General features: G+C 33.7%; 37 protein-coding genes. 2 read left to right on the forward strand and 35 right to left on the reverse strand.

Features of this window, described 5'->3' with window-relative positions; all coding sequences use genetic code 11:
• Nucleotides 1-22: 22 nt before the first annotated feature.
• The 11 genes from ACETMN_RS21590 to ACETMN_RS21640 form a co-directional block, all read right to left on the reverse strand.
• Nucleotides 23-1012, reverse strand: a complete 990-nt coding sequence (locus ACETMN_RS21590; RefSeq protein WP_411735113.1) for an ATP-binding protein — start codon at nucleotides 1010-1012, stop codon at nucleotides 23-25.
• 90 nt (nucleotides 1013-1102) lie between these two features.
• Nucleotides 1103-2134, reverse strand: a complete 1032-nt coding sequence (locus tag ACETMN_RS21595; protein ID WP_411735114.1) for a hypothetical protein — start codon at nucleotides 2132-2134, stop codon at nucleotides 1103-1105.
• Nucleotides 2135-2253: 119 nt separating this feature from the next.
• A complete protein-coding gene (locus tag ACETMN_RS21600) occupies nucleotides 2254-3144 on the reverse strand; it encodes a hypothetical protein (protein WP_411735115.1) in 891 nt (296 codons plus the stop codon).
• A gap of 265 nt (nucleotides 3145-3409) precedes the next feature.
• Entirely contained in the window at nucleotides 3410-3778 is a 369-nt protein-coding gene (locus tag ACETMN_RS21605) for a hypothetical protein (RefSeq protein WP_091014411.1), read from the reverse strand.
• A gap of 292 nt (nucleotides 3779-4070) precedes the next feature.
• On the reverse strand, nucleotides 4071-4454 hold the full coding sequence (locus ACETMN_RS21610) for a hypothetical protein (protein WP_143786460.1): 384 nt from the start codon (nucleotides 4452-4454) through the stop codon (nucleotides 4071-4073).
• 62 nt (nucleotides 4455-4516) lie between these two features.
• Nucleotides 4517-4651: a cyclic lactone autoinducer peptide gene (locus ACETMN_RS21615; RefSeq protein WP_091013405.1), complete on the reverse strand. Its 135-nt coding sequence runs from the start codon at nucleotides 4649-4651 to the stop codon at nucleotides 4517-4519.
• Nucleotides 4644-5177 carry an accessory gene regulator B family protein gene (locus ACETMN_RS21620; RefSeq protein ID WP_091013407.1) on the reverse strand — a complete coding sequence of 178 codons (534 nt, stop codon included), beginning with the start codon at nucleotides 5175-5177 and terminating at the stop codon, nucleotides 4644-4646. The genes ACETMN_RS21615 and ACETMN_RS21620 overlap by 8 nt, the downstream gene beginning before the upstream one ends.
• The gene (locus ACETMN_RS21625; RefSeq protein WP_091013409.1) at nucleotides 5174-5818 is read right to left on the reverse strand and encodes a hypothetical protein; all 645 of its coding nucleotides are present in this window, start codon (nucleotides 5816-5818) and stop codon (nucleotides 5174-5176) included. Before ACETMN_RS21625 ends, ACETMN_RS21620 begins: the two co-directional genes overlap by 4 nt.
• Nucleotides 5819-5933: 115 nt before the next feature.
• Nucleotides 5934-6953 carry a hypothetical protein gene (locus ACETMN_RS21630; protein WP_091013411.1) on the reverse strand — a complete coding sequence of 340 codons (1020 nt, stop codon included), beginning with the start codon at nucleotides 6951-6953 and terminating at the stop codon, nucleotides 5934-5936.
• A 1-nt stretch (nucleotide 6954) separates the two neighbouring features.
• Nucleotides 6955-8268: a DNA sulfur modification protein DndB gene (locus ACETMN_RS21635; protein WP_411735116.1), complete on the reverse strand. Its 1314-nt coding sequence runs from the start codon at nucleotides 8266-8268 to the stop codon at nucleotides 6955-6957.
• 214 nt (nucleotides 8269-8482) lie between these two features.
• A complete protein-coding gene (locus tag ACETMN_RS21640) occupies nucleotides 8483-8680 on the reverse strand; it encodes a hypothetical protein (RefSeq protein ID WP_143786578.1) in 198 nt (65 codons plus the stop codon).
• 174 nt (nucleotides 8681-8854) lie between these two features.
• On the opposite strand from ACETMN_RS21640, the gene ACETMN_RS21645 reads away from it, so the two are divergent.
• Nucleotides 8855-9073: a helix-turn-helix domain-containing protein gene (locus ACETMN_RS21645; RefSeq protein WP_091019936.1), complete on the forward strand. Its 219-nt coding sequence runs from the start codon at nucleotides 8855-8857 to the stop codon at nucleotides 9071-9073.
• Nucleotides 9074-9083: 10 nt separating this feature from the next.
• Here ACETMN_RS21645 and ACETMN_RS21650 read toward each other — a convergent pair whose 3' ends face one another.
• On the reverse strand, nucleotides 9084-9455 hold the full coding sequence (locus ACETMN_RS21650) for a type II toxin-antitoxin system PemK/MazF family toxin (RefSeq protein ID WP_256975341.1): 372 nt from the start codon (nucleotides 9453-9455) through the stop codon (nucleotides 9084-9086).
• Between the two features lie 234 nt (nucleotides 9456-9689).
• Here ACETMN_RS21650 and ACETMN_RS21655 point away from each other — a divergent pair, with 234 nt between their 5' ends.
• The gene (locus tag ACETMN_RS21655; protein ID WP_411735117.1) at nucleotides 9690-10178 is read left to right on the forward strand and encodes an RsfA family transcriptional regulator; all 489 of its coding nucleotides are present in this window, start codon (nucleotides 9690-9692) and stop codon (nucleotides 10176-10178) included.
• 97 nt (nucleotides 10179-10275) lie between these two features.
• Here ACETMN_RS21655 and ACETMN_RS21660 read toward each other — a convergent pair whose 3' ends face one another.
• From ACETMN_RS21660 to ACETMN_RS21770, 23 genes are all read right to left on the reverse strand, one after another.
• Nucleotides 10276-10437 carry a hypothetical protein gene (locus tag ACETMN_RS21660; RefSeq protein ID WP_179198654.1) on the reverse strand — a complete coding sequence of 54 codons (162 nt, stop codon included), beginning with the start codon at nucleotides 10435-10437 and terminating at the stop codon, nucleotides 10276-10278.
• Nucleotides 10438-10474: 37 nt separating this feature from the next.
• Nucleotides 10475-10669, reverse strand: coding sequence for a hypothetical protein (locus ACETMN_RS21665; protein WP_091019929.1), 195 nt, complete (start codon nucleotides 10667-10669; stop codon nucleotides 10475-10477).
• A gap of 40 nt (nucleotides 10670-10709) precedes the next feature.
• Nucleotides 10710-10910 carry a hypothetical protein gene (locus tag ACETMN_RS21670; RefSeq protein ID WP_411735118.1) on the reverse strand — a complete coding sequence of 67 codons (201 nt, stop codon included), beginning with the start codon at nucleotides 10908-10910 and terminating at the stop codon, nucleotides 10710-10712.
• 23 nt (nucleotides 10911-10933) lie between these two features.
• On the reverse strand, nucleotides 10934-11296 hold the full coding sequence (locus ACETMN_RS21675; RefSeq protein ID WP_411735119.1) for a cyclic-phosphate processing receiver domain-containing protein: 363 nt from the start codon (nucleotides 11294-11296) through the stop codon (nucleotides 10934-10936).
• A gap of 41 nt (nucleotides 11297-11337) precedes the next feature.
• Nucleotides 11338-11808, reverse strand: a complete 471-nt coding sequence (locus ACETMN_RS21680; protein ID WP_411735120.1) for a hypothetical protein — start codon at nucleotides 11806-11808, stop codon at nucleotides 11338-11340.
• A gap of 37 nt (nucleotides 11809-11845) precedes the next feature.
• On the reverse strand, nucleotides 11846-12364 hold the full coding sequence (locus ACETMN_RS21685) for a DUF262 domain-containing protein (protein WP_411735121.1): 519 nt from the start codon (nucleotides 12362-12364) through the stop codon (nucleotides 11846-11848).
• 2 nt (nucleotides 12365-12366) lie between these two features.
• Nucleotides 12367-13035 (reverse strand): hypothetical protein, encoded by a 669-nt coding sequence (locus ACETMN_RS21690; RefSeq protein ID WP_091019922.1) that lies wholly within the window; start codon nucleotides 13033-13035, stop codon nucleotides 12367-12369.
• A 31-nt stretch (nucleotides 13036-13066) separates the two neighbouring features.
• Nucleotides 13067-13345, reverse strand: a complete 279-nt coding sequence (locus ACETMN_RS21695) for a hypothetical protein (RefSeq protein ID WP_091019920.1) — start codon at nucleotides 13343-13345, stop codon at nucleotides 13067-13069.
• Between the two features lie 307 nt (nucleotides 13346-13652).
• On the reverse strand, nucleotides 13653-13835 hold the full coding sequence (locus tag ACETMN_RS21700) for a hypothetical protein (protein ID WP_091019917.1): 183 nt from the start codon (nucleotides 13833-13835) through the stop codon (nucleotides 13653-13655).
• 220 nt (nucleotides 13836-14055) lie between these two features.
• The gene (locus tag ACETMN_RS21705; protein WP_411735122.1) at nucleotides 14056-14364 is read right to left on the reverse strand and encodes a hypothetical protein; all 309 of its coding nucleotides are present in this window, start codon (nucleotides 14362-14364) and stop codon (nucleotides 14056-14058) included.
• A gap of 49 nt (nucleotides 14365-14413) precedes the next feature.
• Nucleotides 14414-14707, reverse strand: coding sequence for a hypothetical protein (locus tag ACETMN_RS21710; protein ID WP_091019912.1), 294 nt, complete (start codon nucleotides 14705-14707; stop codon nucleotides 14414-14416).
• Between the two features lie 32 nt (nucleotides 14708-14739).
• Nucleotides 14740-15402 carry a hypothetical protein gene (locus tag ACETMN_RS21715; protein ID WP_091019911.1) on the reverse strand — a complete coding sequence of 221 codons (663 nt, stop codon included), beginning with the start codon at nucleotides 15400-15402 and terminating at the stop codon, nucleotides 14740-14742.
• Nucleotides 15403-15439: 37 nt separating this feature from the next.
• On the reverse strand, nucleotides 15440-15649 hold the full coding sequence (locus tag ACETMN_RS21720) for a hypothetical protein (RefSeq protein WP_091019909.1): 210 nt from the start codon (nucleotides 15647-15649) through the stop codon (nucleotides 15440-15442).
• 30 nt (nucleotides 15650-15679) lie between these two features.
• Nucleotides 15680-15847 (reverse strand): hypothetical protein, encoded by a 168-nt coding sequence (locus ACETMN_RS21725; RefSeq protein WP_179198653.1) that lies wholly within the window; start codon nucleotides 15845-15847, stop codon nucleotides 15680-15682.
• Nucleotides 15848-15868: 21 nt separating this feature from the next.
• Nucleotides 15869-16111, reverse strand: coding sequence for a hypothetical protein (locus ACETMN_RS21730; protein ID WP_091019907.1), 243 nt, complete (start codon nucleotides 16109-16111; stop codon nucleotides 15869-15871).
• A 21-nt stretch (nucleotides 16112-16132) separates the two neighbouring features.
• The gene (locus ACETMN_RS21735; protein ID WP_091019906.1) at nucleotides 16133-16339 is read right to left on the reverse strand and encodes a hypothetical protein; all 207 of its coding nucleotides are present in this window, start codon (nucleotides 16337-16339) and stop codon (nucleotides 16133-16135) included.
• 31 nt (nucleotides 16340-16370) lie between these two features.
• Entirely contained in the window at nucleotides 16371-16520 is a 150-nt protein-coding gene (locus ACETMN_RS21740) for a hypothetical protein (protein WP_179198652.1), read from the reverse strand.
• Nucleotides 16521-16628: 108 nt separating this feature from the next.
• Nucleotides 16629-16910, reverse strand: coding sequence for a hypothetical protein (locus tag ACETMN_RS21745; protein ID WP_091019904.1), 282 nt, complete (start codon nucleotides 16908-16910; stop codon nucleotides 16629-16631).
• Nucleotides 16911-17019: 109 nt separating this feature from the next.
• Nucleotides 17020-17235, reverse strand: coding sequence for a hypothetical protein (locus ACETMN_RS21750; protein WP_091019902.1), 216 nt, complete (start codon nucleotides 17233-17235; stop codon nucleotides 17020-17022).
• 172 nt (nucleotides 17236-17407) lie between these two features.
• Entirely contained in the window at nucleotides 17408-17665 is a 258-nt protein-coding gene (locus tag ACETMN_RS21755) for a ClpX C4-type zinc finger protein (RefSeq protein WP_091019900.1), read from the reverse strand.
• A gap of 226 nt (nucleotides 17666-17891) precedes the next feature.
• Nucleotides 17892-18617 carry a tRNA(His) guanylyltransferase Thg1 family protein gene (locus tag ACETMN_RS21760; protein ID WP_091019899.1) on the reverse strand — a complete coding sequence of 242 codons (726 nt, stop codon included), beginning with the start codon at nucleotides 18615-18617 and terminating at the stop codon, nucleotides 17892-17894.
• Nucleotides 18618-18673: 56 nt separating this feature from the next.
• Nucleotides 18674-18946: a hypothetical protein gene (locus ACETMN_RS21765; RefSeq protein WP_091019897.1), complete on the reverse strand. Its 273-nt coding sequence runs from the start codon at nucleotides 18944-18946 to the stop codon at nucleotides 18674-18676.
• A gap of 52 nt (nucleotides 18947-18998) precedes the next feature.
• Complete coding sequence (locus ACETMN_RS21770; protein ID WP_411735123.1) at nucleotides 18999-19229, reverse strand: hypothetical protein; 231 nt, start codon at nucleotides 19227-19229, stop codon at nucleotides 18999-19001.
• Nucleotides 19230-19437 lie beyond the last annotated feature (208 nt).

Consider the following 19437-nt stretch of genomic DNA (forward strand, 5'->3'; position numbering starts at 1 on the left):
TGTCTTTCGTGAACTCTATGTATTAACCCTCAAGCTTATCTACTTCATCTTTAAGTTCATCCAATACAACTGCCATGACTTCTACTTGAGACTTCACAAAGTCAGTAACTTTTTTGTCCTTACCAAGATTGTTTTCAATGATTTCATTAACAATCGAACCTTTGTCATTTGCATGAAGCTTCTTACCATACTCGATGATTTTTGCTTTAAGTTTATCGAACTCCAACTCTTCACCAGTCAAAGTTTCTTTTTGCTCATCGTATGTAACAGCAGTAATACCCTCAATTTCTTCTTGTTTCTCAATCGCTCTAACAATAGCCTCTTCCAGTGCTTCTGCTGTAAACTCCTGAAGCCCAGTCTGAATATAGTCAAAACGGCTACGTGCAAAGAACTTGTCTGTTTCTGCCATGAATGCTGATGACTTAATAACCTGATTCTTTTCATCCGTACCGTTGGAGCGGACATACACCACGATATCGCTATTATCAATCACTGGAGACAAAGCGCGCTTATCACCTTTAGGCCAGATCTTGCCCTCTTTGTCTTCGGTTTGGTGAGCAATAAATACCACTGTGAACCCTGCACCAATAAGCTTATCGATTTCTTCCCAATATGCAGTTTCGTATTCTTTCCATAGACCAAATCCATCTCGACCAGAAGCAATTGTATCTGCCTCATACTTATCACAAATGAACTTAGAGCAATATCGAGCAGACGCCTCTACCTCATCGAAAATAATAGTTTGATAATATTCTCTTGCTTTAGCAACAGTAGATTTATGTGTAAGTTGCTTATTTACTTTTTTAAAATCACTCCAATTGTTGATTGCTGCAAAAGGAACTCCAGCAATCGCATTCAACCCTTTTTCAAATCCAAGGTAATAGGGCTTTTTAAGTCGTGTCGCTTGCTTTGTTTTACCCAAGTTGTTGCTACCATAGATAGTAATGATTTTTCCATCAAGACCTCTTGCTACTTTGGAAACTGGTGGATTAAAAATATCGAGTGTTGACATATGTATAAAATCTCTCCCTATTATTTTATTATTTTCTTGATTATTGGGGCGGCTTGATAAACAAACCGCCATTATTTATTTTTGTATTAATTAAAACGGCAGATCATCATCGGAAATATCAATCGGCTTACCATCATCAGAGAACGGATCATCGTTTTTAGGTTTTGCTTTAGTACTCTCTTGACCGAAAGGATCTTTATTGTCAAAATTGTTGCCGAATCCACTGGAGGATTGCGATGAATTATTTCCCTTTTTCTTCTTCTCTTCCTTCTTAACTTCAATTGCTGCATCGCGTTTTTTTAGTGCTTCTCGAACAAGGCTAGTATCAAAAGCATTCTTATCTTCATCATCATAAGGTGGAGTTCCTCCGACAATCACATATTCACGAACATCTTTCCGGTCAATTTGTTCCTGCGGTTCTCCAAATCCAACTTCAATCAATTTTTTGGTGATGATCGTTTGATTAACAATGTTACCGAAAACTTTAACTGTCTGCCCTTTTTCATATGTATTTTGTACATAATTTACTGAGGTTGGATTATCTACGATAAAATCAAAAGGAACAATTTTCTTATAGTCATCTTTTTGTTCTTGATAGTTTACAATATAACCCTTAAGAATCAATCTTCCAGTCTCTTCACCATTGCGTGTTTCATCTTTAAGTGCTGCAATAACAATCTCAAGGGTGAACTTCGCTTGGGGCTCAAACACGTCACTTGGAGTGACACGATTAACAAACTTGGCATTCAATTGTGGATAAGACTTCCATTCTCCGTCTTGTCCTACATACTCATTTTTCGCAACCTTACCATTATCAAAATTTTTGGTTGTCTCAATACGAACTTTATCGGCATTTTCGATTCCATCTTTTTCAATTGTTTTATATTCATCCCTAATTGTGCAGATAGCTTTATATAGTCCACTCACCTTGTTTTCCTTTGTCATCTTAAAGGAGAATACGTTGACGGTGTGTGTAGATTCCGCTGTCTCTTGGATATCGATCTCTCCGGTAATAGCATCTTTTCCATTAATCACAGTTTCCTCAATACGAATTTCTTTCACGATACCCTCGATGTGAATGTTGTTAATTCCTTCTTGAAGTTGTTGTTTTTCGTTAGTCATTTAAATTATCTCTCCTAATATGTATTATTTTATTGTTTAATATAATCAATCATTCCACCGTGAGTATGATTAGTTTGGTGGGCTGCGCATGGATAAAATATCTATGCTCTCACATCCTTTCAAAAGCCCCATTCATTAACTTTTTCGTCTTGCTTCTCTTCTTCAAAAGGACTTCCTATAATTCTATTGTCTTCGAGATCTTCGTTTGAGTATCTGCTTTGAACTATTGAATTCGTACTTCCACCTGTTATAACTAATTCTTTAACTGCTGAACCTGTGACGACTTCATAACCTTCAACAGTCTCTGTTGGGACATAATGTCTAATCGCTCCATGTACCCTAAGAGTTGAGTTAGGTTGAATATTCTCTTTAAAATATTTCAAGAGCTCATCATCTTTAGTCGTGAATTCATAGGGAACGATCTCAATGTCACCATGTTTCCTGTAAATCAATTTTGTCTGGATACTATCATTGTTGCTGCTCAAGTATACAATCTCTTGGTTAAAATATGCTTCCTCATTGCCATGGGTATCATCTGAAGATTTGCAATCATATAGTTCTTTAATTACAAACTTCTCTTGTATCTTATCTTTATACTCATCTATCTGAAGAGATCCTTTGACTAAAACAACCGTTCCTTCACTCAGGTTCTCATGGATACTTTTAATTGAATCATATGGCAATAATGACGCTTCTCTATTCTCATCAATGTTTAATCTAATATTGAATGAATTCCTATACGAGCTATACTTCTCAATGTATCTGTCAGACCAAGGGACTGTAATTGAATCATCCTTGTCCACTCTCTTCCCAATCTTCTTATACATCTTAACTCTATCTTGCTTAGAGCCCATCAGCTCAACATACACTATGGAGTTGCTGCTAACTTTGACACCGAATTGGATTCTATTCCAAGTACCGTTATCACCTTCTGTATAAGCCTTATCGCTCATCATGCCAACTACTTGACCTCTAAGTTGAAAGTATCCATATGTAGGCTCTAAGGTCATTCATAACTCATCTCATTCTTTGCTGGTGATGCTCTATTTCTCATAGTCACGCCTCCTGAATGATGTACTTATATAATCACGCAAAGCGTGTTATTTTAATCTCCGTCATTCTTTCATATGCTCTCGTATGCTTCATTATTCAAATCTAATTTCTTGATGGAACTATTATTTGATTAACTTGTTTGGCTTACTTACTCAGTATAATACAAGATGTTTAAATTGTAAATATGTATTTTTATTCTTTATTTGTTGCCGGGAAATCCGGCTACATGAAATATCCTGTAAAATGGTTGAATGGCACAGTAGGATCTTGAACATGAAGTTCATAGATAGTTTCTGGTTTTTTACATCTCAATGTCTCCAGTTTAGTCCTGTTAATTTTTTCTTGGAACAACCTCTCCAATGCAGAAGTTTCATCGTCTCTATATGTATTAACAAACTCGTTGCATGAATCAAATCGTGTTTCAGAGATCATTGAGACTCTGTAACTATCCAGATATTCATTGATTTGATATCCATTCATACCACTACACTTACTGACAAAGTCTTCGTTGTTCAGACAGTCTGGGAAAAAGAATTCAGCTATGGTTAAAAGTCCGATAGACTTGCTGCTAATATCAACACTATTTTTCATATATCCATTTCCTCTCATGTTATTACATTGTAGTTGATTTCCTTAACTCATATTTTAATCCATCTTTTAGCACTTGACAAACACTTTAACCCCCCTACTAAAAATGCTTGACAAGTAGATAATAATGGAAAGTATGGCATCATAATGTCGATGTGTGTCGAATGATCTAAATCAGAACTTATGTTCTCATTTTATTATACAATATAAAAGTCTTTCGTCAAAGCATTAATATACTGTTAAAACATTATTTAATAACTATATATTTATATATTTTTATTCTTTTTATATTTTTTTAAGGCTTTCCAAAAAGCTTCTTAAAATACTCCTTAACAATGCTCTTTCTTGATTCACCAATGATTTCTATGTAATCATTTGATTCTACATCAAAAAACATCTTACCCTTCTCATAATCTATATGCTCTGCATGATGAAGATTGCCCATTCTGCCGCGATCCACGACTACTAAGCCATTATGTCTATGAAGCAATCGCATGATTGCATCATTACTTGTGCAATAGACATACTCATCTCCTTTAAAAGTTTGATAAACTGTTTTATATTCTTTTTTTCCTCCAATTTGTTCTTTAATAGAAGATTTTATGTCAACTAATAATAACCATTCTGCTTCTTCATTTATTTTTTTACCCTCTTTCCTCTGGACAATAATATGATTCATTTAGTTACACCTCATTTTGTTAAATCTGCCCCCTAGTTATAGCCAACAAGGGGGCACTGTTGTTATTTCATTTCTTCTGGCACTGGCTCACTGTGAATCAGCGTCCAACTAGCTGTGTTTACACCAGCAATAGTAATTGCAGTCAACATAAAACCAAATGCTGTCATTGCAAGTTTCATAAAATTCATTTTAATCATTTTTCTCACCCCCCTTCAGGCGAATTAAAAGGAGGCTTTGTGCTAACATGGAACAACTAACTATCGGACTCTGAAATAACGATCCAACAATCACTGTCAGAATTGATATGTACTTTAAGTACTTAAAATACTTTTTTAAAATCTTAGTTTGATTCTCAATATTTGATGGTGCAAATATCGTAACTAAAATTAAAGCTATACCAGAAATTATCCATTCAAAACCCTCAAAGTTATTACCAAATGAAGCTATAGAAATTATAATTATTGTTGAATAAACTAAGCATAATTCTGGATATTTACTGTGATATCCCCCTGAAGTCATTCTGAGTAATGAGAATGACAGAATACTCATTAAAACATTATTATAGTTGTTTAACATAAAACCGACAAGTAACAATAACATGATAGGTAAGATATTGGTGATTATAAACTTAATTCCGTATCTTGTTATTCCATATGGTGGTAACTCTTTAGGATATTTGGAAACTAGTGTTTGGGAAAGGTTGTTTACATATCTATCGATCATATTGATTCACTCTTTTCTTTAACGACATCTATAAAGATAATATTTATTAGGCAAACCATCCAAAATAATAGACCAAGGTAGACATTTTCAATTTGCTTCACATTGTAAAGTAAGATAATTGCTAATAACCCAATAGTGATACTAATAACATTTGTTTTGTTTATTTTAATTTTAAAAGTGTAATCATATGGCATTGTAGTATACCAAATCCTTCTTCTTTGTAAGACTAAAGTAAGCACCATCAACATTGAATCTCCAATGAGTTGAATATAAAATCCGAAACTACTTAGTGTGACTGAATAACTTAACCCAGAAGCAAACATCATTAGTATTGCTACAGATATCTGTGATATGAATTGAGCTCCAAATCCATAGATTGCTAATTTAATGCTACTCCCCGGTCTAATCCTAAAATAAAATGTCAACAGTGCTGCTAATAATATGAAACATATTAATGGGATGGCTCCTGAAATTGCATCGTTAGATCTCATCAAGAATGTACCTACTGAAATTATCACATTACTCACTAAAATTTCTTTCCAATAATCCTTGAAACTTACTTTAAAGCAACCGAAGGCAAACATAAAAATTGTTATTCCATCTAACAATGACATCAGGGCATACATTAGATCGCTTTTCATTTTCCTAATCTCTCCGCTCTTTAAGAATGAATATATGTATTTGATAAATTAAATATACCACGAGATTCAATCTTCGTCAATCATTTTATTAAAAAAAGAAGAATAAAGATATCCTTTATTCTTCTCCATAAATTGATTCTATATTTTCAATATTTAGAAAGTCTGCTTTTAGTCTGCCATATACATAATCGCCATTCTTTGTACGTCCTACGTTGTATCTTTCACATACTAAAGCATACTCTTCTTTCTCCAATTTGTTTCGCTCTTCGAGTAAATTATGAGCCATATAGAGCATACCACTATTTCGTATGTTAGTTGGAGTAAGAGTTGGAACTTGATATAGTTCAGCGATCTTCTTAATTCTTCTATTTATTAAAGCTGGAGCTGCTGGAGTATTCCCCTGCGCTCTGGTGCGCGCATCTTCAGCAGCACGAACCACATAATCTGTTTTAGTCAAATAATTCTTGTTGTTTCTCATTCCATCAAATGTTAATCCATTGTTTTTATAATTGACCTCTTCTGTATTCGCAATCCTCATTATATTATATAGATCATTTGAGATAGGAATTGTTCTTATTTCATTACCATCTAATGTTTCATTTACTAGATCTACTTCATATTCCGGGAGATTTTCGCTTATTTCTTTAACTCTGCTCATCTTAAGTGTTAACAGTTCACTATATTGTCTTCCATAGATTCCTTCATATATCGCCAAGATAGCTAGCTTATCTTGATAATTCACGCAATTTTTGACCCATTTCAATATTTCTTTGTGATGAAAAATGTTTGGCTCACTAGTGTCTAAAAATTGCTTATAATACTCGCCTGAAGCAACAGCGTCTAAAGGATTAATATTATCCACCCGTAGATCTTGAGCTATCGCCCATCTAATATAATTTTGAATTATGTTTCCAGAATGCATAACAGTACTAAGTTTTGTAGCTTTCAAAATATATAGTAATTGGCCTATTTCATTTAAATTAAAATCATAAAGGTCTTTCCCTAGTTTGTTTTCAATTTTTGAGGCTCTAAGCAATATTCTTTTATATGCTCTCTTGGTTGACTCTGTCTGATCTTTTAAATACCTTTCTTTCTGTAGCGGATTGAAAAATTCATCATCATATATTTTATTCATTTTATTTTACACCTCTAAATAAAGATTCAAAATATTCGATTATGTTATTGCGCACTCTAGAGTTTCCAGCTATACCCTTTTCATTGAGTAATGTCTTTAAATTTTCATCTTCAAAATCAATTTTATTAATCATTTCTTTAATTTCGCTCAAGGCAACTTTATTATCTTGCATATACTTCGCAATCACAGTGTATCCAATAAACATTAAAGGATGGTTTATTAATGTGCTTGTACTTTCTTTGGCTCTTTGAGAGAATTCTAAAGAATATATCCCAAGAAGATAAACAAAGAAGTTGTCTAAATAATCTGTTGTTTGAAGCACATCAAATTGTTTCTCTATTTTAAACAATTTATCTATCGCATAAGAAAGTATATCAAAAGTTGTTAAATCTCCATTTAATTCATTTATTTTAGTTGAGGATACAATTCTTTTACCAAATTCAGATTTACGTTGTAAGTTTGATACAACTTTATCTGACATTCTAACTTGAGACAGCTCATTCCTTCTGACTTTATTCAGAACATTAATTGTGTTTAATTGACCAAAAAACTTTTGCGCTGTTGGCTGATCATAAGATCTAATTGATAATATTAGATCTAACTCTAAATTTGGATTTAAGTGAAGAGCTGCAACTGCTCCTTGTAATCGATGAAATCCATCAACTATTGATATAATAGATCCATTGTTGATAATCAAGGTTTTCTGTTCTTCATTAAAAGTTAAGGGCTCAATTTCCGTTGAATAAACGTTAAATGTTATCATATCTTCAAAATAATCATTAGTAGACATCTTACCTGCAATTCGCTTAACACTAGCCTTATTCAAGACTGGGGTTTTAACAATGCCGCCTGACTTATTCACCTTATAGTTTGCTCCACGCTGCGCTTCGTAATCGTATATTATAAGTTGGCTTTCGAACATTTTGACTAATTGCTTAACTGAAATTTTCGTAACGTAACTATCATCTTTAATTTTTATAACATCACTAAAAGGCAATGGCAGATATATTTTCTCACTAAGTGTACTATTTAGAATATCTAAAGCATCTCTTTTTTCTCTCTCTCCGAACAAGGACTCTGTATGTAAGTCATTATCTTTAGTTAAATCATAAAGTGCAATAGATATTCCGATTAATACTGGTAACTCTAATTCAGTTATAACATGAGCATTTGAGTTTATAGATTCGATAATTCCAAATGGTACATTATACTCAGATAATATAATATTTAATTCATTTAAAGATTTTCTTGAATTCTTGATTCCATTTAAAGAGACTATAATCCTTTTTTCAATTTCAATTCTTTCTATTTTCATGAATATGTACACTCTCCTTTAGAATTAGTATAGCATAAAAGAATAAATATAATACATCATCTAAAGGTGATTTAGTTATTTTTTAAAGTTTCTTAACAATTTATTAATACATTTAAAATGAGTACGATAAATAAATGATGTTTTTTTCTTCTTAATTTCTAATTTACTACAAAATAATAGCTAATGCAAAACGTTTATTGAACACAAAAAAGCCTCATTCCTGAGACTTAGCGTTATCTTTTAGCCATTGAGTTAAATCTAATTTTGTTTGAGTAACTACATTATCTTTGTTATCGTATATTCTATAACCATTAAACAAAAAGTTGCTTAATTCATGCGGTTTGTCCGCTCCTAATTTTAAACACTTCCAAGTCTCGATCTTAGATGTGCTATCATACTCAATTAATTTCATTAACCAATATCTCTTCATATATACTCCTCTTGTTGCGCGACTAAATAAAATGATAGAATGAAGAATGATATGACTTCCTGATTTTAGGGAGTTTTTTGTCATGTGCTTTGTGTGGAACGATATTCGTTCCACTAACTATTTCTATTATAAAAGGAGACTATTTACATGTCAAGTATGCGTACAAATTGGTGGTTCGAAATAAAATTGCAATCTATTTTAGATTCTAGAGATATATCGAATAGAGAATTCTCTCGACTTACTGGAATTAGGCACTCTACAATTAATGATCTATGTAATAACGATGTTAAACAAATACCTTTGAAAAATTTAGCTATTATTTGTGAAGTATTAGAAATTGAAGATTTAAATGAGCTCATAGTATTACATAAATAGAACACAGTGTTTAAAGCATCTGAAGGGAAACTGCTAAGGCACTTTTAATTGGAGCCTGAAATTTCTCAGACAAACTTGCAATTTTAAATTCTAATTGATCTTTGGAAATAGTCATGATTTGTTCTAATAAAATGATACTGTCATCATATAGTCCTGCCTCTTCTGCTCCCACTTTTACATGTGTAGGTAAATGTTTCTTTACTTTGCTTGTTACTGGTGCAACAATTACAACTGGACTAAATTTGTTGCCCCTATCATTCCCCAATACAACGACTGGTCTCTCTCCGCTTTGGACACTTCCTTTGTTTCTTCCTAGATTAGCATTCCACATATCAAGTCTTTTAACTTCTTTATTTAGTAATTGATCCATAGCAACTGCCATGTTATCACGCTCCGTATAATTATTATTTATTATATTTATTCTTTTTTTATTTTATTGTCTATCTGTATATTCATTATTATAATCGCTATCACTTCATATAACAATAGGGAACGTTTGTTCTATCAGGCATAAGTCAAGTATAATTAGTAAGGGGGTAAAATATTACCAAAAGAAGGTATAAACTATTGACAAAAAGGATATATATGTAATTAAAAGGCAAGATGAGGTGAGCTTATGGTAAGAAAAGACAACTGGACTTTCGAAGATGATCAACTACTGGCTACAACTATATTAACCAATATTGCTAAAGGGAAAACACAATTAAGTGCTTTTACTGAAGTTGGTTTGAAACTTAAGCGTACACACGCGGCTTGTGGCTTCAGATGGAATAGCACAGTTCGACATAGATACAAAAGCGAAATTTCAGAAGCGAAACTGAAAAAGATAAAAAACAAAATATCTCCCCCTTCTCTCTTAAAAGATAAACCTCAAACAATTGAGGATATCATTAGATATTTACAAGCTATGTATGATGACCTACAGATCACTGAGTCACAAATAAAGATATATCAAGCAAAGATACAAGATGTATCACTAGAAATCGCCTCAAGGCGTTCTGAGAGGTCTCTGGACGCTTCTCAGAATAAAGAAGCACTTGCGCTACTACTTACAAAAGCTGCTGAATTGGGGCTATTTGAACAAAACAAAAAACCCGCCATTTAATTGGTGGGTTTCTCTATGTGAAATCTACATTTCACTCGAATTCCTCTTTAGACTCCTTATAAGACAGTAACTTTAAGTTTTAAAAGTTATTATTTGTTTACTGCTCATTCTTATCATCGAGTTGTTCCTTGGCTATAATTTCTACATGCTGCATATATAGATCAAAATTGTCTTGCAACTCTTTCCTAATAACTTTTTTTGTTAGATTAGGATATTTCTTTTCATCAATTTCAATAGTAGCCATCAATTTAACTTTCAAAGAAGATTTTCCTCCTCTTTTTGATCAAACTTGCATATCATTCCCAATTAAAATCATCTTTTTGTTTCTCGGAATTTCCAAGACCAACTAAAATCCAATTACCATATGCTCCTTGTCCACAATTGGGACAGTCCATTTTCGAAACTCTATCAATCAGTTCTAAACTAATGTTTTCTACAAAAAGATGGTGTTCGCATTTTCTACATTCAAAAACCACTTCATTGTTATCCATACTAACACTCCTCTCTATGTAAAACATGCCTTTTACCATGTTATGTCTTGCTAATTTCTTCTTCTGTATGGTGAGAAACAAACCCGTCATTAACGCCGACACCGAACGGAATCCAAACGCGATACGAAATTCCTGATTTGCTAATCTCAATATGAGTTATCGAACCATGTTTGCCAGCATGTAGCCCTTTCTCAATTTTCACTTCATTATCAAGATCAAATTTCATTTCATAAACTGCCAATTTAAATTCCTCCTGTCACTCAATCATTTACCTGAATACCTATTCACCGTTATCGGATAATGATATATCTCGATATCCTCTGCAATGAATCCTCTCCGCTGAGCAGCTAACAGAGTCTCGTACATGTTCTGTCTCCCAACTGGGTTATCGGTGTGTATGTATATCTTATCTGCCCTTAATCCATGTTCGCAGAAATACTTAACCAAGTCATATCCATTGTGTAACTCTACACCGTCTACGTCTTCACCCAGATCATGGTCTAATGTAAGAATTGCTACTTCTCTACTCTCAAGGATATGTATTGCTTCGTAGTATGTACGAGCGACCACAAAGCCTTCTGGACAGTCTCTGAGGTCGTCTACGTAAAGGTTAATCTTATCTGTCATGGTCGATATCTTTCCCAGTGAAACACATCTTTTACTTGAACTTAGAACCTTAAATCATTTAATATATCTTCAGAGTTATGATTAAGGATTGGCTCTTGTGGATCTTGTCTTTCAGCCTCTCTCAGGACTCTCTTTAATTGAAGTAGATTCAATGCCTTTAAAGCATCGTTCAACAATTCCCTGTCCAATGATTCAAGCTTACTTAAAACCTCTTCTTTAGTTAATTTGACTTCACTTCCCCTTTTATTTACCCCTGAATGGATCTGCCATCTGCCTCTTAATTTTGAATAAATCGAAGGACTTTTATTGACCAATATGTGACTTACTCTTTGTTTGGTGAGTCCAACTTCTTCAGCAATAGATACATTAGTTCCGCCCTCTAGAAATAAAGTCAAAATTAATCTTTCTTTTTCTGTTAAAATATCTTCGTATGACAATCCATGTTGTTTAAATTTTTCCACCATTCCCAGTAAGTTTTCTTGTTGATTGGATAACGTTTTTCTTTCTCTCATTTCATCACCTTCATATCATGTTGAAATAGCCATTTGATTAATACTCAGCAGCAAGCAGTCCCGCTACACGATCCAATTCTTCTTGACTGTGTACTGTGCCACCACTATTCATTTGTAGATACCATTCAAGAACCTCTTTGCGTGTCTTCAGATTGTTTACATGAAAACTCAAGCGAATCATCATGGGTATCTTATCTTCAAAATCCTTGTAAAAGTGTCCGAATGCCTTAATCTGATTTCTAAGGAACCCAAGACATGTTGTAAGGCGTTGCAATCCATCAACACACACGAACCAACCATCACCTTTTCCTTCTGTTCCTTGCCATTTAGTATGGTTAAAGTAGATGTCTAAACCAGACACCCCTTCGCGCAACAGGTGCTCCATATACAGCTCCTGTTGGCGCTCATTCCAAACGTGTCCACGTTGAAAGTCTGGATTTAATTCCAGTCCCATCTCCTCAGTATAATCTTCAATAGTGCTCTCCAGAAATCTCAAAGAGACATCAATAGAGTAATTATTGCATTGTATGTATGGCTTGATATCTTTGAATTTCATCCTTATTCCTCCTTAAAGTTGTTGTTATTGAGTATGTATTGTTTGTGGTCCTGTACTATCCATTTTACGATTTTTCTATACCTTTTCTCATCGAAATGATCATAATTACGATACCATTCCTCAAAATCAAATGTCCATTTCGATGAGTTACATTTTCTACAAGCTGGAATGCAATTGTCTAGAAAGTTAGATCCACTATCTTCAAAATGATCTTTGCAAAAATCATAAATCTTTTCTAATCCACGATACATAACCAGATGATGTTCAGATTTAAGCCCACAGTACGCACATTCATAGTTAAAGTAGTTTTTACAATTAACCCATTCCTCTTTGGAAATTGAATGCTTTTTAACTTCATTCCTCTGCTTTCCAAATTGACTCATGTACTTCTTACCAAAGTCCGACTCTCGCCACTCTTTTTGCTTCTTTTTTGACTCAGGTCTTTTTGCATGTAGTCTTTTTTCTGCTATTCTTTTGGGTGTCCTATCTCTTCTGTTGTTATTTTCTCTTTGTCTATCTGGGTTATTGCTTCTCCAAGTCTTCGTTCTAAGTTTAGTACAATCTTTGCATTCAGGATGATAGTAAGACTGATTGTGTTTATTTAACTTTTTATTGTGGTAAAACGACTCAATATCTTTTGTTTTACCACAATCTTTGCATTGTTTATCCAATTACTAAAAACATTCCTTTCTTATAAAATAGTTATTTGATTAGCTTGGTCTTTTCAATTAATTCTTCAATAGTATTTTTGTCTATAGAATCTAGTTTAACCGCATGTTTTGATTGCTCTTCTTTGGCTAATTCAAAATTATCAGGCAAAACTGTAATTACTGTGTTTGTGAGTTGAATGGATACAGATCTTGGATTCTTTTCTTTCAACACCTTGAGTCTGAAATGAAAGTTGCCTTCGTGGTTCACACTTAATACAACATATTTTGCTCCATCATTAGCTAAGTAAACATCTCCAACTTCAAATACCATAATACATCTCCTCCTGAAATCCCTATGAAATAAACCTTTCACAGTCATTATGTATGTCATAATTATATAGTAGTAAACTTTAACAGTACACTATTGCTTGATCCAATACATTGTTACTTAATAATGAAATTATATCACATCATATTATACATATCAATACTTATTTTTACACTTAAAAGGAGCGATACATAGTCGCTCCTCATTAGTTTACTTTGTATTATATTTCTCTGCTGCCTCTTTTAACTTAATCCAATTCCCACTATGACTCAGCACTCTCAATGTACCATCTGAAAATAGTTTACCATGTTTAAACATTATAGTAATGCTCCTTTCCAGTTTCCTTTACAATAACGTTAATGTGCTCTTTCAATTGAGATGTAAGGGCATATACACGATCCATTAAAACGTAAGCCATTGTGTTCTGGCAGCGGCCTTGTTCTTCAATAGATTCAATAACGGTTCCGTTAGCAATCAAGTTGTATGTATTCATTTATAATTTCCTCTTTTCGTATTTTTATTGTTTAAAATTATCATTGAAAGACTTATTTCATCAGCCTATTCATAATTTCTTTTGATTTCTCTATCGCAGCATTCATTTTATCTGTTTGTTCTTTGGTGGGAACACAGTTACCTTTTCCACACCAAGGGGTTTTAATTGAAGGATTACACTGGCACATTGATAAAATGCAACTCCTTTTGAAATACTTCTTTTATTCCGACTTCATGCCTTTTGACAAAACATTATGAATTATTATTATTTTATCTTTTAAAAAAGTATCAAGAGCCTCTAATACTTGCAAGAAGCCCCCATCGTTTACGAATTCCTCTTCGAGCAGCGCCACACCCCATCTATCAAACGTCTCTGGAAAGTCAGCTCTTAAACAATACTGAAAGTCTGTCCTGTGATATGGCTCAATTAGTTGAATATATAAATCACTACTCTTCAAAACGGTAACACCTTGTCTTGTCCACTTTTCTGTCATATTGTACTTTGATGATAAGATCTTAAGGTAGTCCATTGCTTCCCTCCCCCATTAAGATGAAAGAATCCTTTTATCTTGTTTTCAATCAATCCTCGGTATTAAATACGCTATAAGATCCGTCTTCATGAATAAGTAATATATTGTTTTGGTTGTCAATTATGTAGCCCCAGTCAATTTCGTCTAGTCTCCTACTGCTGTAAAGGTCGTAGGGGTAATATCTAGTTTGTCGTAGATATTTCTCTCCTTCAAACTCAATTACAACGACATTCGATTTATTCCATGCGTCACATTCTGGTGAACTTGATACATATTTGCTTCCACAATAGTCATTAATAATGTGTGCAAAGCCTTCGTTATTCTTCATCACAACATTTTCCATTAAACTCTTCATCTCCTTATGAAATAATTTTTTTATAAAGTGTCTTCTGATAGTAAGGTAGACAATGCAGATGAGATGCGTCTTTTTGCATCCTGAATATCTTTTAAGTGCAGTTCATTTGCAATTATCTCTTTTTCTAATTCTTGAATTTGGTTTTGGAGCTTGTCTTTCTTTGCTTTACCTCTACATTTGAATTGCTCAAGTCTCAAGTTAGCAATCTCAACAGAAGCAATCAAGCGAAATTCCGTAAACTCTTTTAACACCTTCTTTTCATGTCGATCATGTTTTTTAAATTCACTATTGTATAGTTTTATTAGTTTGTCTTGCAGCGGTATCTTATTGACATCACTAAATACATGTTGTGGTTTCACCGCCTCACTTGTTTCCTGTTTGTCGTATACTATGTATGATTTTTCATCGATCTTCATGAGGGTTTTTATCTCACGAAAATCAAGAGTTAGATAAATTGCAACCTTATTCGGCGCAACAAACATATGGGCCCGATTTCCTCTTTCGCAGGTAGTTTCCCCTATATAGCGTGAATGACCCAAAAGACTCCTACAGTAGCTTAAAGCATCATCTCTATCTTTACGCTTGAAGCGTTCTCTTGCACGTAGAACTGCATGCTCATCTATCTCAAGCTTCTTAAAATCAATTTTTGGTCTCTTAATATTCTCTAATTGTAAAGTACTCATTCATTATTCCTCCTCATATTTAAGTAAAATATTCATTTTATAGTATTGTTTCTTTTCTATATCTGATTGTTGTATATTCAATATCCTTTGCTTCATACTCATTGTCAAAATCATTGTTCCAAGCTTCGTCAAACCATCCGTCAGTGATCATTTCATTGTAGTGTTCCTCTGCTTTTTGCTCACTAAGATATGAATAAACCTCATATTCTACTTTTGTTATTTTTGTTGAACTCCGAATTTTTTTCATTTTATTTATCTCCTCTTATAGCGATTCAATTCATTTATATCTCTCAATCGAAATCACTTCTTCAGATATGCCTTGAACCTCATAGTCATTGATGCAATCGAAGTCCTTATACTTCTCTATTGCTTCTTCTTCGCTGCTTGCTTCCACTTCCATTATATGTTCACATTCTTTATAATACTTTACTTTATAAACAGCCATGCAAGTGTCTCCCCTTCTGAATCATAATGGATACTTCCGATACAACATATTTCTAAATTCATTATTCTCGATTAAATAGAACTCATCAATAACTTCATTATCACCGTTCCAGACTCTAAATTTCCAATCATTTTGAATTTCAATAGTCATATCGTTGTACTTAGTTAAAGACTTTAAAAGAAATTCCACTTCATTGTATTGAGTACCCTCTTCATTAATATCTATCCAGTTCGACTTCAAGACCTTGATGCCGAAAAGCTCCATTAGATTTCCCCCATTTCTAGTTTATGTAAAAGGATCATTACACGATAATTCTATTTTGTACACATCTTTGATCCAGTCTTTGATTGTGTCAGACCATTGGCTGTAACCTAAATTCCATGTGACCAAATTATCAAATACTTCTCCTTCAGGAAGTTCATTGGTTTGCTCAATTGTCATCCCTAGTCTCGCGCTCATTGCTTTATATACATACTCTGGATACTTTTTCATGTCACATCTCCTTATGAAATTATAGTTTTACTTACACTGCAACCAAGTCTCTTTGAAAAACAAATACATCATCGTCCTCGCACAATTCCATAAACATGTCACGCTGTTCTTCAGTTGGAAATCCATATGTATTCTCTGTAACTATACCAAGAATCTTCTCAATGACAACCACCTGATACATAGTGATCACCTCTTCTATTTGATAATCTTATATTATCATAATACTTAATGTTTGTATACATATTTTTATTCTTAAAATCAAAAAAGATGCACATAGGCATCTCTGTTTTTATAACTTTTTATTATTGCTACTCATAAATTCAATATAGTCTTTCTTACATCTGCCTCTCATAAAAACTCTTGCTCTACAACTTTTTACTGTGCAGACATCATAGTCAAAACTTGCTATTTCCTCTTTAGTCTTAAACGTTGTAGCTCTTTTATTTTTCTTAGCTGCAATCTTTTCTAGATCATTTAGTCTACGCTCTTCACACACCATACACATACCGGACTCATTACTGCTACTTCTGTAGTTGTTACAATTTTCCTTCGAACATTTAATAATACTCATATGTCCACCATCCAGTCAGTTCTAAGATGCTATACGTGCATATATTTTAACATCGTTACCTATCTGGGTAAAATTAATCTTTCTTAGAAAATAAAAAGCAGCCCGAAGGCTACTCTTTGATGATTTTGTTCCAAGCGTCTTCAATTGCTTCATCTGCTTCATTGCATTTTTCAGATTTAGACCTTTTGCGAGTTTCGAAGTCCTCCAGATAGCAGGTGAATCCACCAATCGAATGTAAATGGACAATATATGTACGACCGTCCAACTCCATTATAGAAGTTTCAACTTTAGCGTTGTTAAACGTAGTTCGCGTTACCATCAGCATGTATTTCACCTCCTTTATATCGCAACACTATCTTATCACCTTGGACGAGAACATTAAATGATATCAGACTTTCACCTAATCTTTAATTTTATCATTTGAGCCCAATTTAACAGTTATATCATGATTCTGCTTGCCTTCCTCAAAGTTTCTATTAAATAGCTCTAGTAACTCTTCACGGCTCATCTCTGTTAGTTCCTTCAGTAATCCCATCGCGATCGTCTCCCTCATCTAAGATCTCATTGCATATCTCTATACTTTCATCACAGATACTTGCCTGTTTTGATGCTACCATTTTTACCACTTCTGATTGACTCTTGCCGCAAAAAGAACAATGCATTTCAAGTTTTCTCTCTGGAAAGGCAATTAACTCATCATATTTCTTAGCTTTGTCCATTAAGATCATGGCTTCTTGCATTAATTGTGGGTTCATATGTATATCTCCTTTCTATTTAAAATTCAACTTTCATTTGCTTTCTTGAATTCCTTCATCAATTTACGCATCTTGTCCATTCCCACACTCTTAGTCTTACTTGAACTTACTGCGTACTCTACAAAGTCCTTGTATTCCATTTCATTAGTGAATATTGCTTTGGTTGGACGTATTGGTTTATCGTTCATTTTTTACGTTTCTCCGTTCTTCTTTAGAATCATTAACTCTAAACAAACTTTTCAATATAATTTCGATCTTGAGTGAAAATCGGGATATCCATATCCACATCCCACTTTGTCCTTGTTGCTACTCCATTTTCTGTTTCTAGGTTGAACTGTTCTTTAGTAATGCAAACACCTCGTTTTTGCCATGTGGGAATGTCGTTCCAGTTAATGTTTCTTTCTTGAAACAGCTTTTCTTGTAGTTGACTGCCATTTAGTCCTTGCAGGGATCTATGAGGAAAGTTGGACTGAGCAACCATAGATACACTGTTTTTGGATGCGTCTTGTTGTCTCCAAATAAAGTAGTTAACTACCTCCTCTTTAGGCAACACAAAAGCTCTACAATCAAACAGTGCGGGTTTGTCTATCACTCCACGAGTTAAATCATTGAACTTATATGTAAATAAGGATGCTGCAACAGAGACCATCTTTTGTAGATTATTATCGAACCAAGACTCGGTAGTTACCTTGTGATAGTTAGTTAATAGAAATGAAACTTCATCACTTTGATGATAAGCAACTTTAACTCCCATCATTTCTTTTGCAACATACTTTGTAGTTTCCCAAAAACAATCTGCTAGGTAAGTGCTGAATGGTCTTTCTAATCCCTTAGTGTATGTATGAAACGCTTTACCATCGATCCGTAAGATTATAGGTGTTCTCTTCATTAAATAGATTCTAGATACGTCCTCGTATCCTTTCATGCGATCTCCTAAATTGTCTTTTTTCATTAGCAATTTCCCCTTATTGATTTATGTAAAATAACTGTTTCATCATCTAATTACCTTCAATATCTTATGTCATAGCGATCTTCCGGTTCAGATTCATAGTTTCTGGAGTCTTCTGTAAAGTCCTCATAATGCTTTTTGATTTCAACTTCGGTATGCACCAGCACCCCATTTTCCCAAATTTGAAGTTCGTGCGTGGCTCCCCCATAGTTGACATATTCGTCACCTTCAACCTGTTGCATCGTGATATTTCTAGCATAATTTTCTTCTTCACCAACATAAAGAATTCTAGATTGGTCATAATCCTGATAAAGTTTAACATATGTTTTCATATTTTCTCCTCCAAGTATTAGAATAAAATCCTGCTTTGATTGAAAGCTTATTCTAATCTCTAGCTTTATCCACTTCACCGAAATCAACCTTAATTTTACGGCGTTTCAGAGCCTCTTCCATCATTTGAGTAGTGACAAGAACCATTTTTTCATCCGATGGAAATGCAGGCCGTACATGTAAAGACAAATTAGAAAAGAGTTCAATCAGAAACTCTACTTGCTCTGCTGGAGTCCAGCCACTGTTATAGTGTTCACGAAAAAAATCTGAGATAGCCCCATCCATTTTCATTTATTCTGACATGAGTGTTCCTCCAAGTAGATAGTATGTTTCCCTAATACGTTCATAACATTATTAATCCTGCCTTACAATTTCCATTCCTTCTTCAAAGTTTATCAATCTGCTCATTCTCCATTTGTCTCCTTTACAAAATCCTTTAAATAAAACTCCATATGTTTCACTTAATCTTATGCATCATTACAGTACGTTGTTT

This window comes from Paenibacillus sp. M2 (genome assembly GCF_046713495.1).
Classification (GTDB): Bacteria; Bacillota; Bacilli; order Paenibacillales; family Paenibacillaceae; genus Paenibacillus; species Paenibacillus amylolyticus_B.

Bases quoted from the DNA above. Each gene is read 5' to 3' on its own strand.
- ACETMN_RS21765 (WP_091019897.1), bottom strand. From the start codon at position 18,946: ATGAAAACATATGTTAAACTTTATCAGGATTATGACCAATCTAGAATT.
- ACETMN_RS21605 (WP_091014411.1), bottom strand. From the start codon at position 3,778: ATGAAAAATAGTGTTGATATTAGCAGCAAGTCTATCGGACTTTTAACC.
- ACETMN_RS21755 (WP_091019900.1), bottom strand. From the start codon at position 17,665: ATGAACCCACAATTAATGCAAGAAGCCATGATCTTAATGGACAAAGCT.
- ACETMN_RS21710 (WP_091019912.1), bottom strand. From the start codon at position 14,707: ATGGAAAATGTTGTGATGAAGAATAACGAAGGCTTTGCACACATTATT.
- ACETMN_RS21620 (WP_091013407.1), bottom strand. From the start codon at position 5,177: ATGATCGATAGATATGTAAACAACCTTTCCCAAACACTAGTTTCCAAA.
- ACETMN_RS21725 (WP_179198653.1), bottom strand. From the start codon at position 15,847: ATGGCTGTTTATAAAGTAAAGTATTATAAAGAATGTGAACATATAATG.
- ACETMN_RS21665 (WP_091019929.1), bottom strand. From the start codon at position 10,669: ATGGATAACAATGAAGTGGTTTTTGAATGTAGAAAATGCGAACACCAT.
- ACETMN_RS21615 (WP_091013405.1), bottom strand. From the start codon at position 4,651: ATGATTAAAATGAATTTTATGAAACTTGCAATGACAGCATTTGGTTTT.
- ACETMN_RS21600 (WP_411735115.1), bottom strand. From the start codon at position 3,144: ATGACCTTAGAGCCTACATATGGATACTTTCAACTTAGAGGTCAAGTA.
- ACETMN_RS21640 (WP_143786578.1), bottom strand. From the start codon at position 8,680: ATGAAATTAATTGAGTATGATAGCACATCTAAGATCGAGACTTGGAAG.
- ACETMN_RS21650 (WP_256975341.1), bottom strand. From the start codon at position 9,455: ATGGCAGTTGCTATGGATCAATTACTAAATAAAGAAGTTAAAAGACTT.
- ACETMN_RS21630 (WP_091013411.1), bottom strand. From the start codon at position 6,953: ATGAATAAAATATATGATGATGAATTTTTCAATCCGCTACAGAAAGAA.
- ACETMN_RS21715 (WP_091019911.1), bottom strand. From the start codon at position 15,402: ATGAGTACTTTACAATTAGAGAATATTAAGAGACCAAAAATTGATTTT.
- ACETMN_RS21740 (WP_179198652.1), bottom strand. From the start codon at position 16,520: ATGTATCAGGTGGTTGTCATTGAGAAGATTCTTGGTATAGTTACAGAG.
- ACETMN_RS21705 (WP_411735122.1), bottom strand. From the start codon at position 14,364: ATGGACTACCTTAAGATCTTATCATCAAAGTACAATATGACAGAAAAG.
- ACETMN_RS21595 (WP_411735114.1), bottom strand. From the start codon at position 2,134: ATGACTAACGAAAAACAACAACTTCAAGAAGGAATTAACAACATTCAC.
- ACETMN_RS21720 (WP_091019909.1), bottom strand. From the start codon at position 15,649: ATGAAAAAAATTCGGAGTTCAACAAAAATAACAAAAGTAGAATATGAG.
- ACETMN_RS21610 (WP_143786460.1), bottom strand. From the start codon at position 4,454: ATGAATCATATTATTGTCCAGAGGAAAGAGGGTAAAAAAATAAATGAA.
- ACETMN_RS21625 (WP_091013409.1), bottom strand. From the start codon at position 5,818: ATGAAAAGCGATCTAATGTATGCCCTGATGTCATTGTTAGATGGAATA.
- ACETMN_RS21770 (WP_411735123.1), bottom strand. From the start codon at position 19,229: ATGGATGGGGCTATCTCAGATTTTTTTCGTGAACACTATAACAGTGGC.
- ACETMN_RS21695 (WP_091019920.1), bottom strand. From the start codon at position 13,345: ATGGTATTTGAAGTTGGAGATGTTTACTTAGCTAATGATGGAGCAAAA.
- ACETMN_RS21745 (WP_091019904.1), bottom strand. From the start codon at position 16,910: ATGAGTATTATTAAATGTTCGAAGGAAAATTGTAACAACTACAGAAGT.
- ACETMN_RS21655 (WP_411735117.1), top strand. From the start codon at position 9,690: ATGGTAAGAAAAGACAACTGGACTTTCGAAGATGATCAACTACTGGCT.
- ACETMN_RS21635 (WP_411735116.1), bottom strand. From the start codon at position 8,268: ATGAAAATAGAAAGAATTGAAATTGAAAAAAGGATTATAGTCTCTTTA.
- ACETMN_RS21680 (WP_411735120.1), bottom strand. From the start codon at position 11,808: ATGAGAGAAAGAAAAACGTTATCCAATCAACAAGAAAACTTACTGGGA.
- ACETMN_RS21760 (WP_091019899.1), bottom strand. From the start codon at position 18,617: ATGAAAAAAGACAATTTAGGAGATCGCATGAAAGGATACGAGGACGTA.
- ACETMN_RS21645 (WP_091019936.1), top strand. From the start codon at position 8,855: ATGCGTACAAATTGGTGGTTCGAAATAAAATTGCAATCTATTTTAGAT.
- ACETMN_RS21675 (WP_411735119.1), bottom strand. From the start codon at position 11,296: ATGACAGATAAGATTAACCTTTACGTAGACGACCTCAGAGACTGTCCA.
- ACETMN_RS21700 (WP_091019917.1), bottom strand. From the start codon at position 13,835: ATGAATACATACAACTTGATTGCTAACGGAACCGTTATTGAATCTATT.
- ACETMN_RS21750 (WP_091019902.1), bottom strand. From the start codon at position 17,235: ATGCTGATGGTAACGCGAACTACGTTTAACAACGCTAAAGTTGAAACT.
- ACETMN_RS21590 (WP_411735113.1), bottom strand. From the start codon at position 1,012: ATGTCAACACTCGATATTTTTAATCCACCAGTTTCCAAAGTAGCAAGA.
- ACETMN_RS21730 (WP_091019907.1), bottom strand. From the start codon at position 16,111: ATGGAGCTTTTCGGCATCAAGGTCTTGAAGTCGAACTGGATAGATATT.
- ACETMN_RS21685 (WP_411735121.1), bottom strand. From the start codon at position 12,364: ATGAAATTCAAAGATATCAAGCCATACATACAATGCAATAATTACTCT.
- ACETMN_RS21735 (WP_091019906.1), bottom strand. From the start codon at position 16,339: ATGAAAAAGTATCCAGAGTATGTATATAAAGCAATGAGCGCGAGACTA.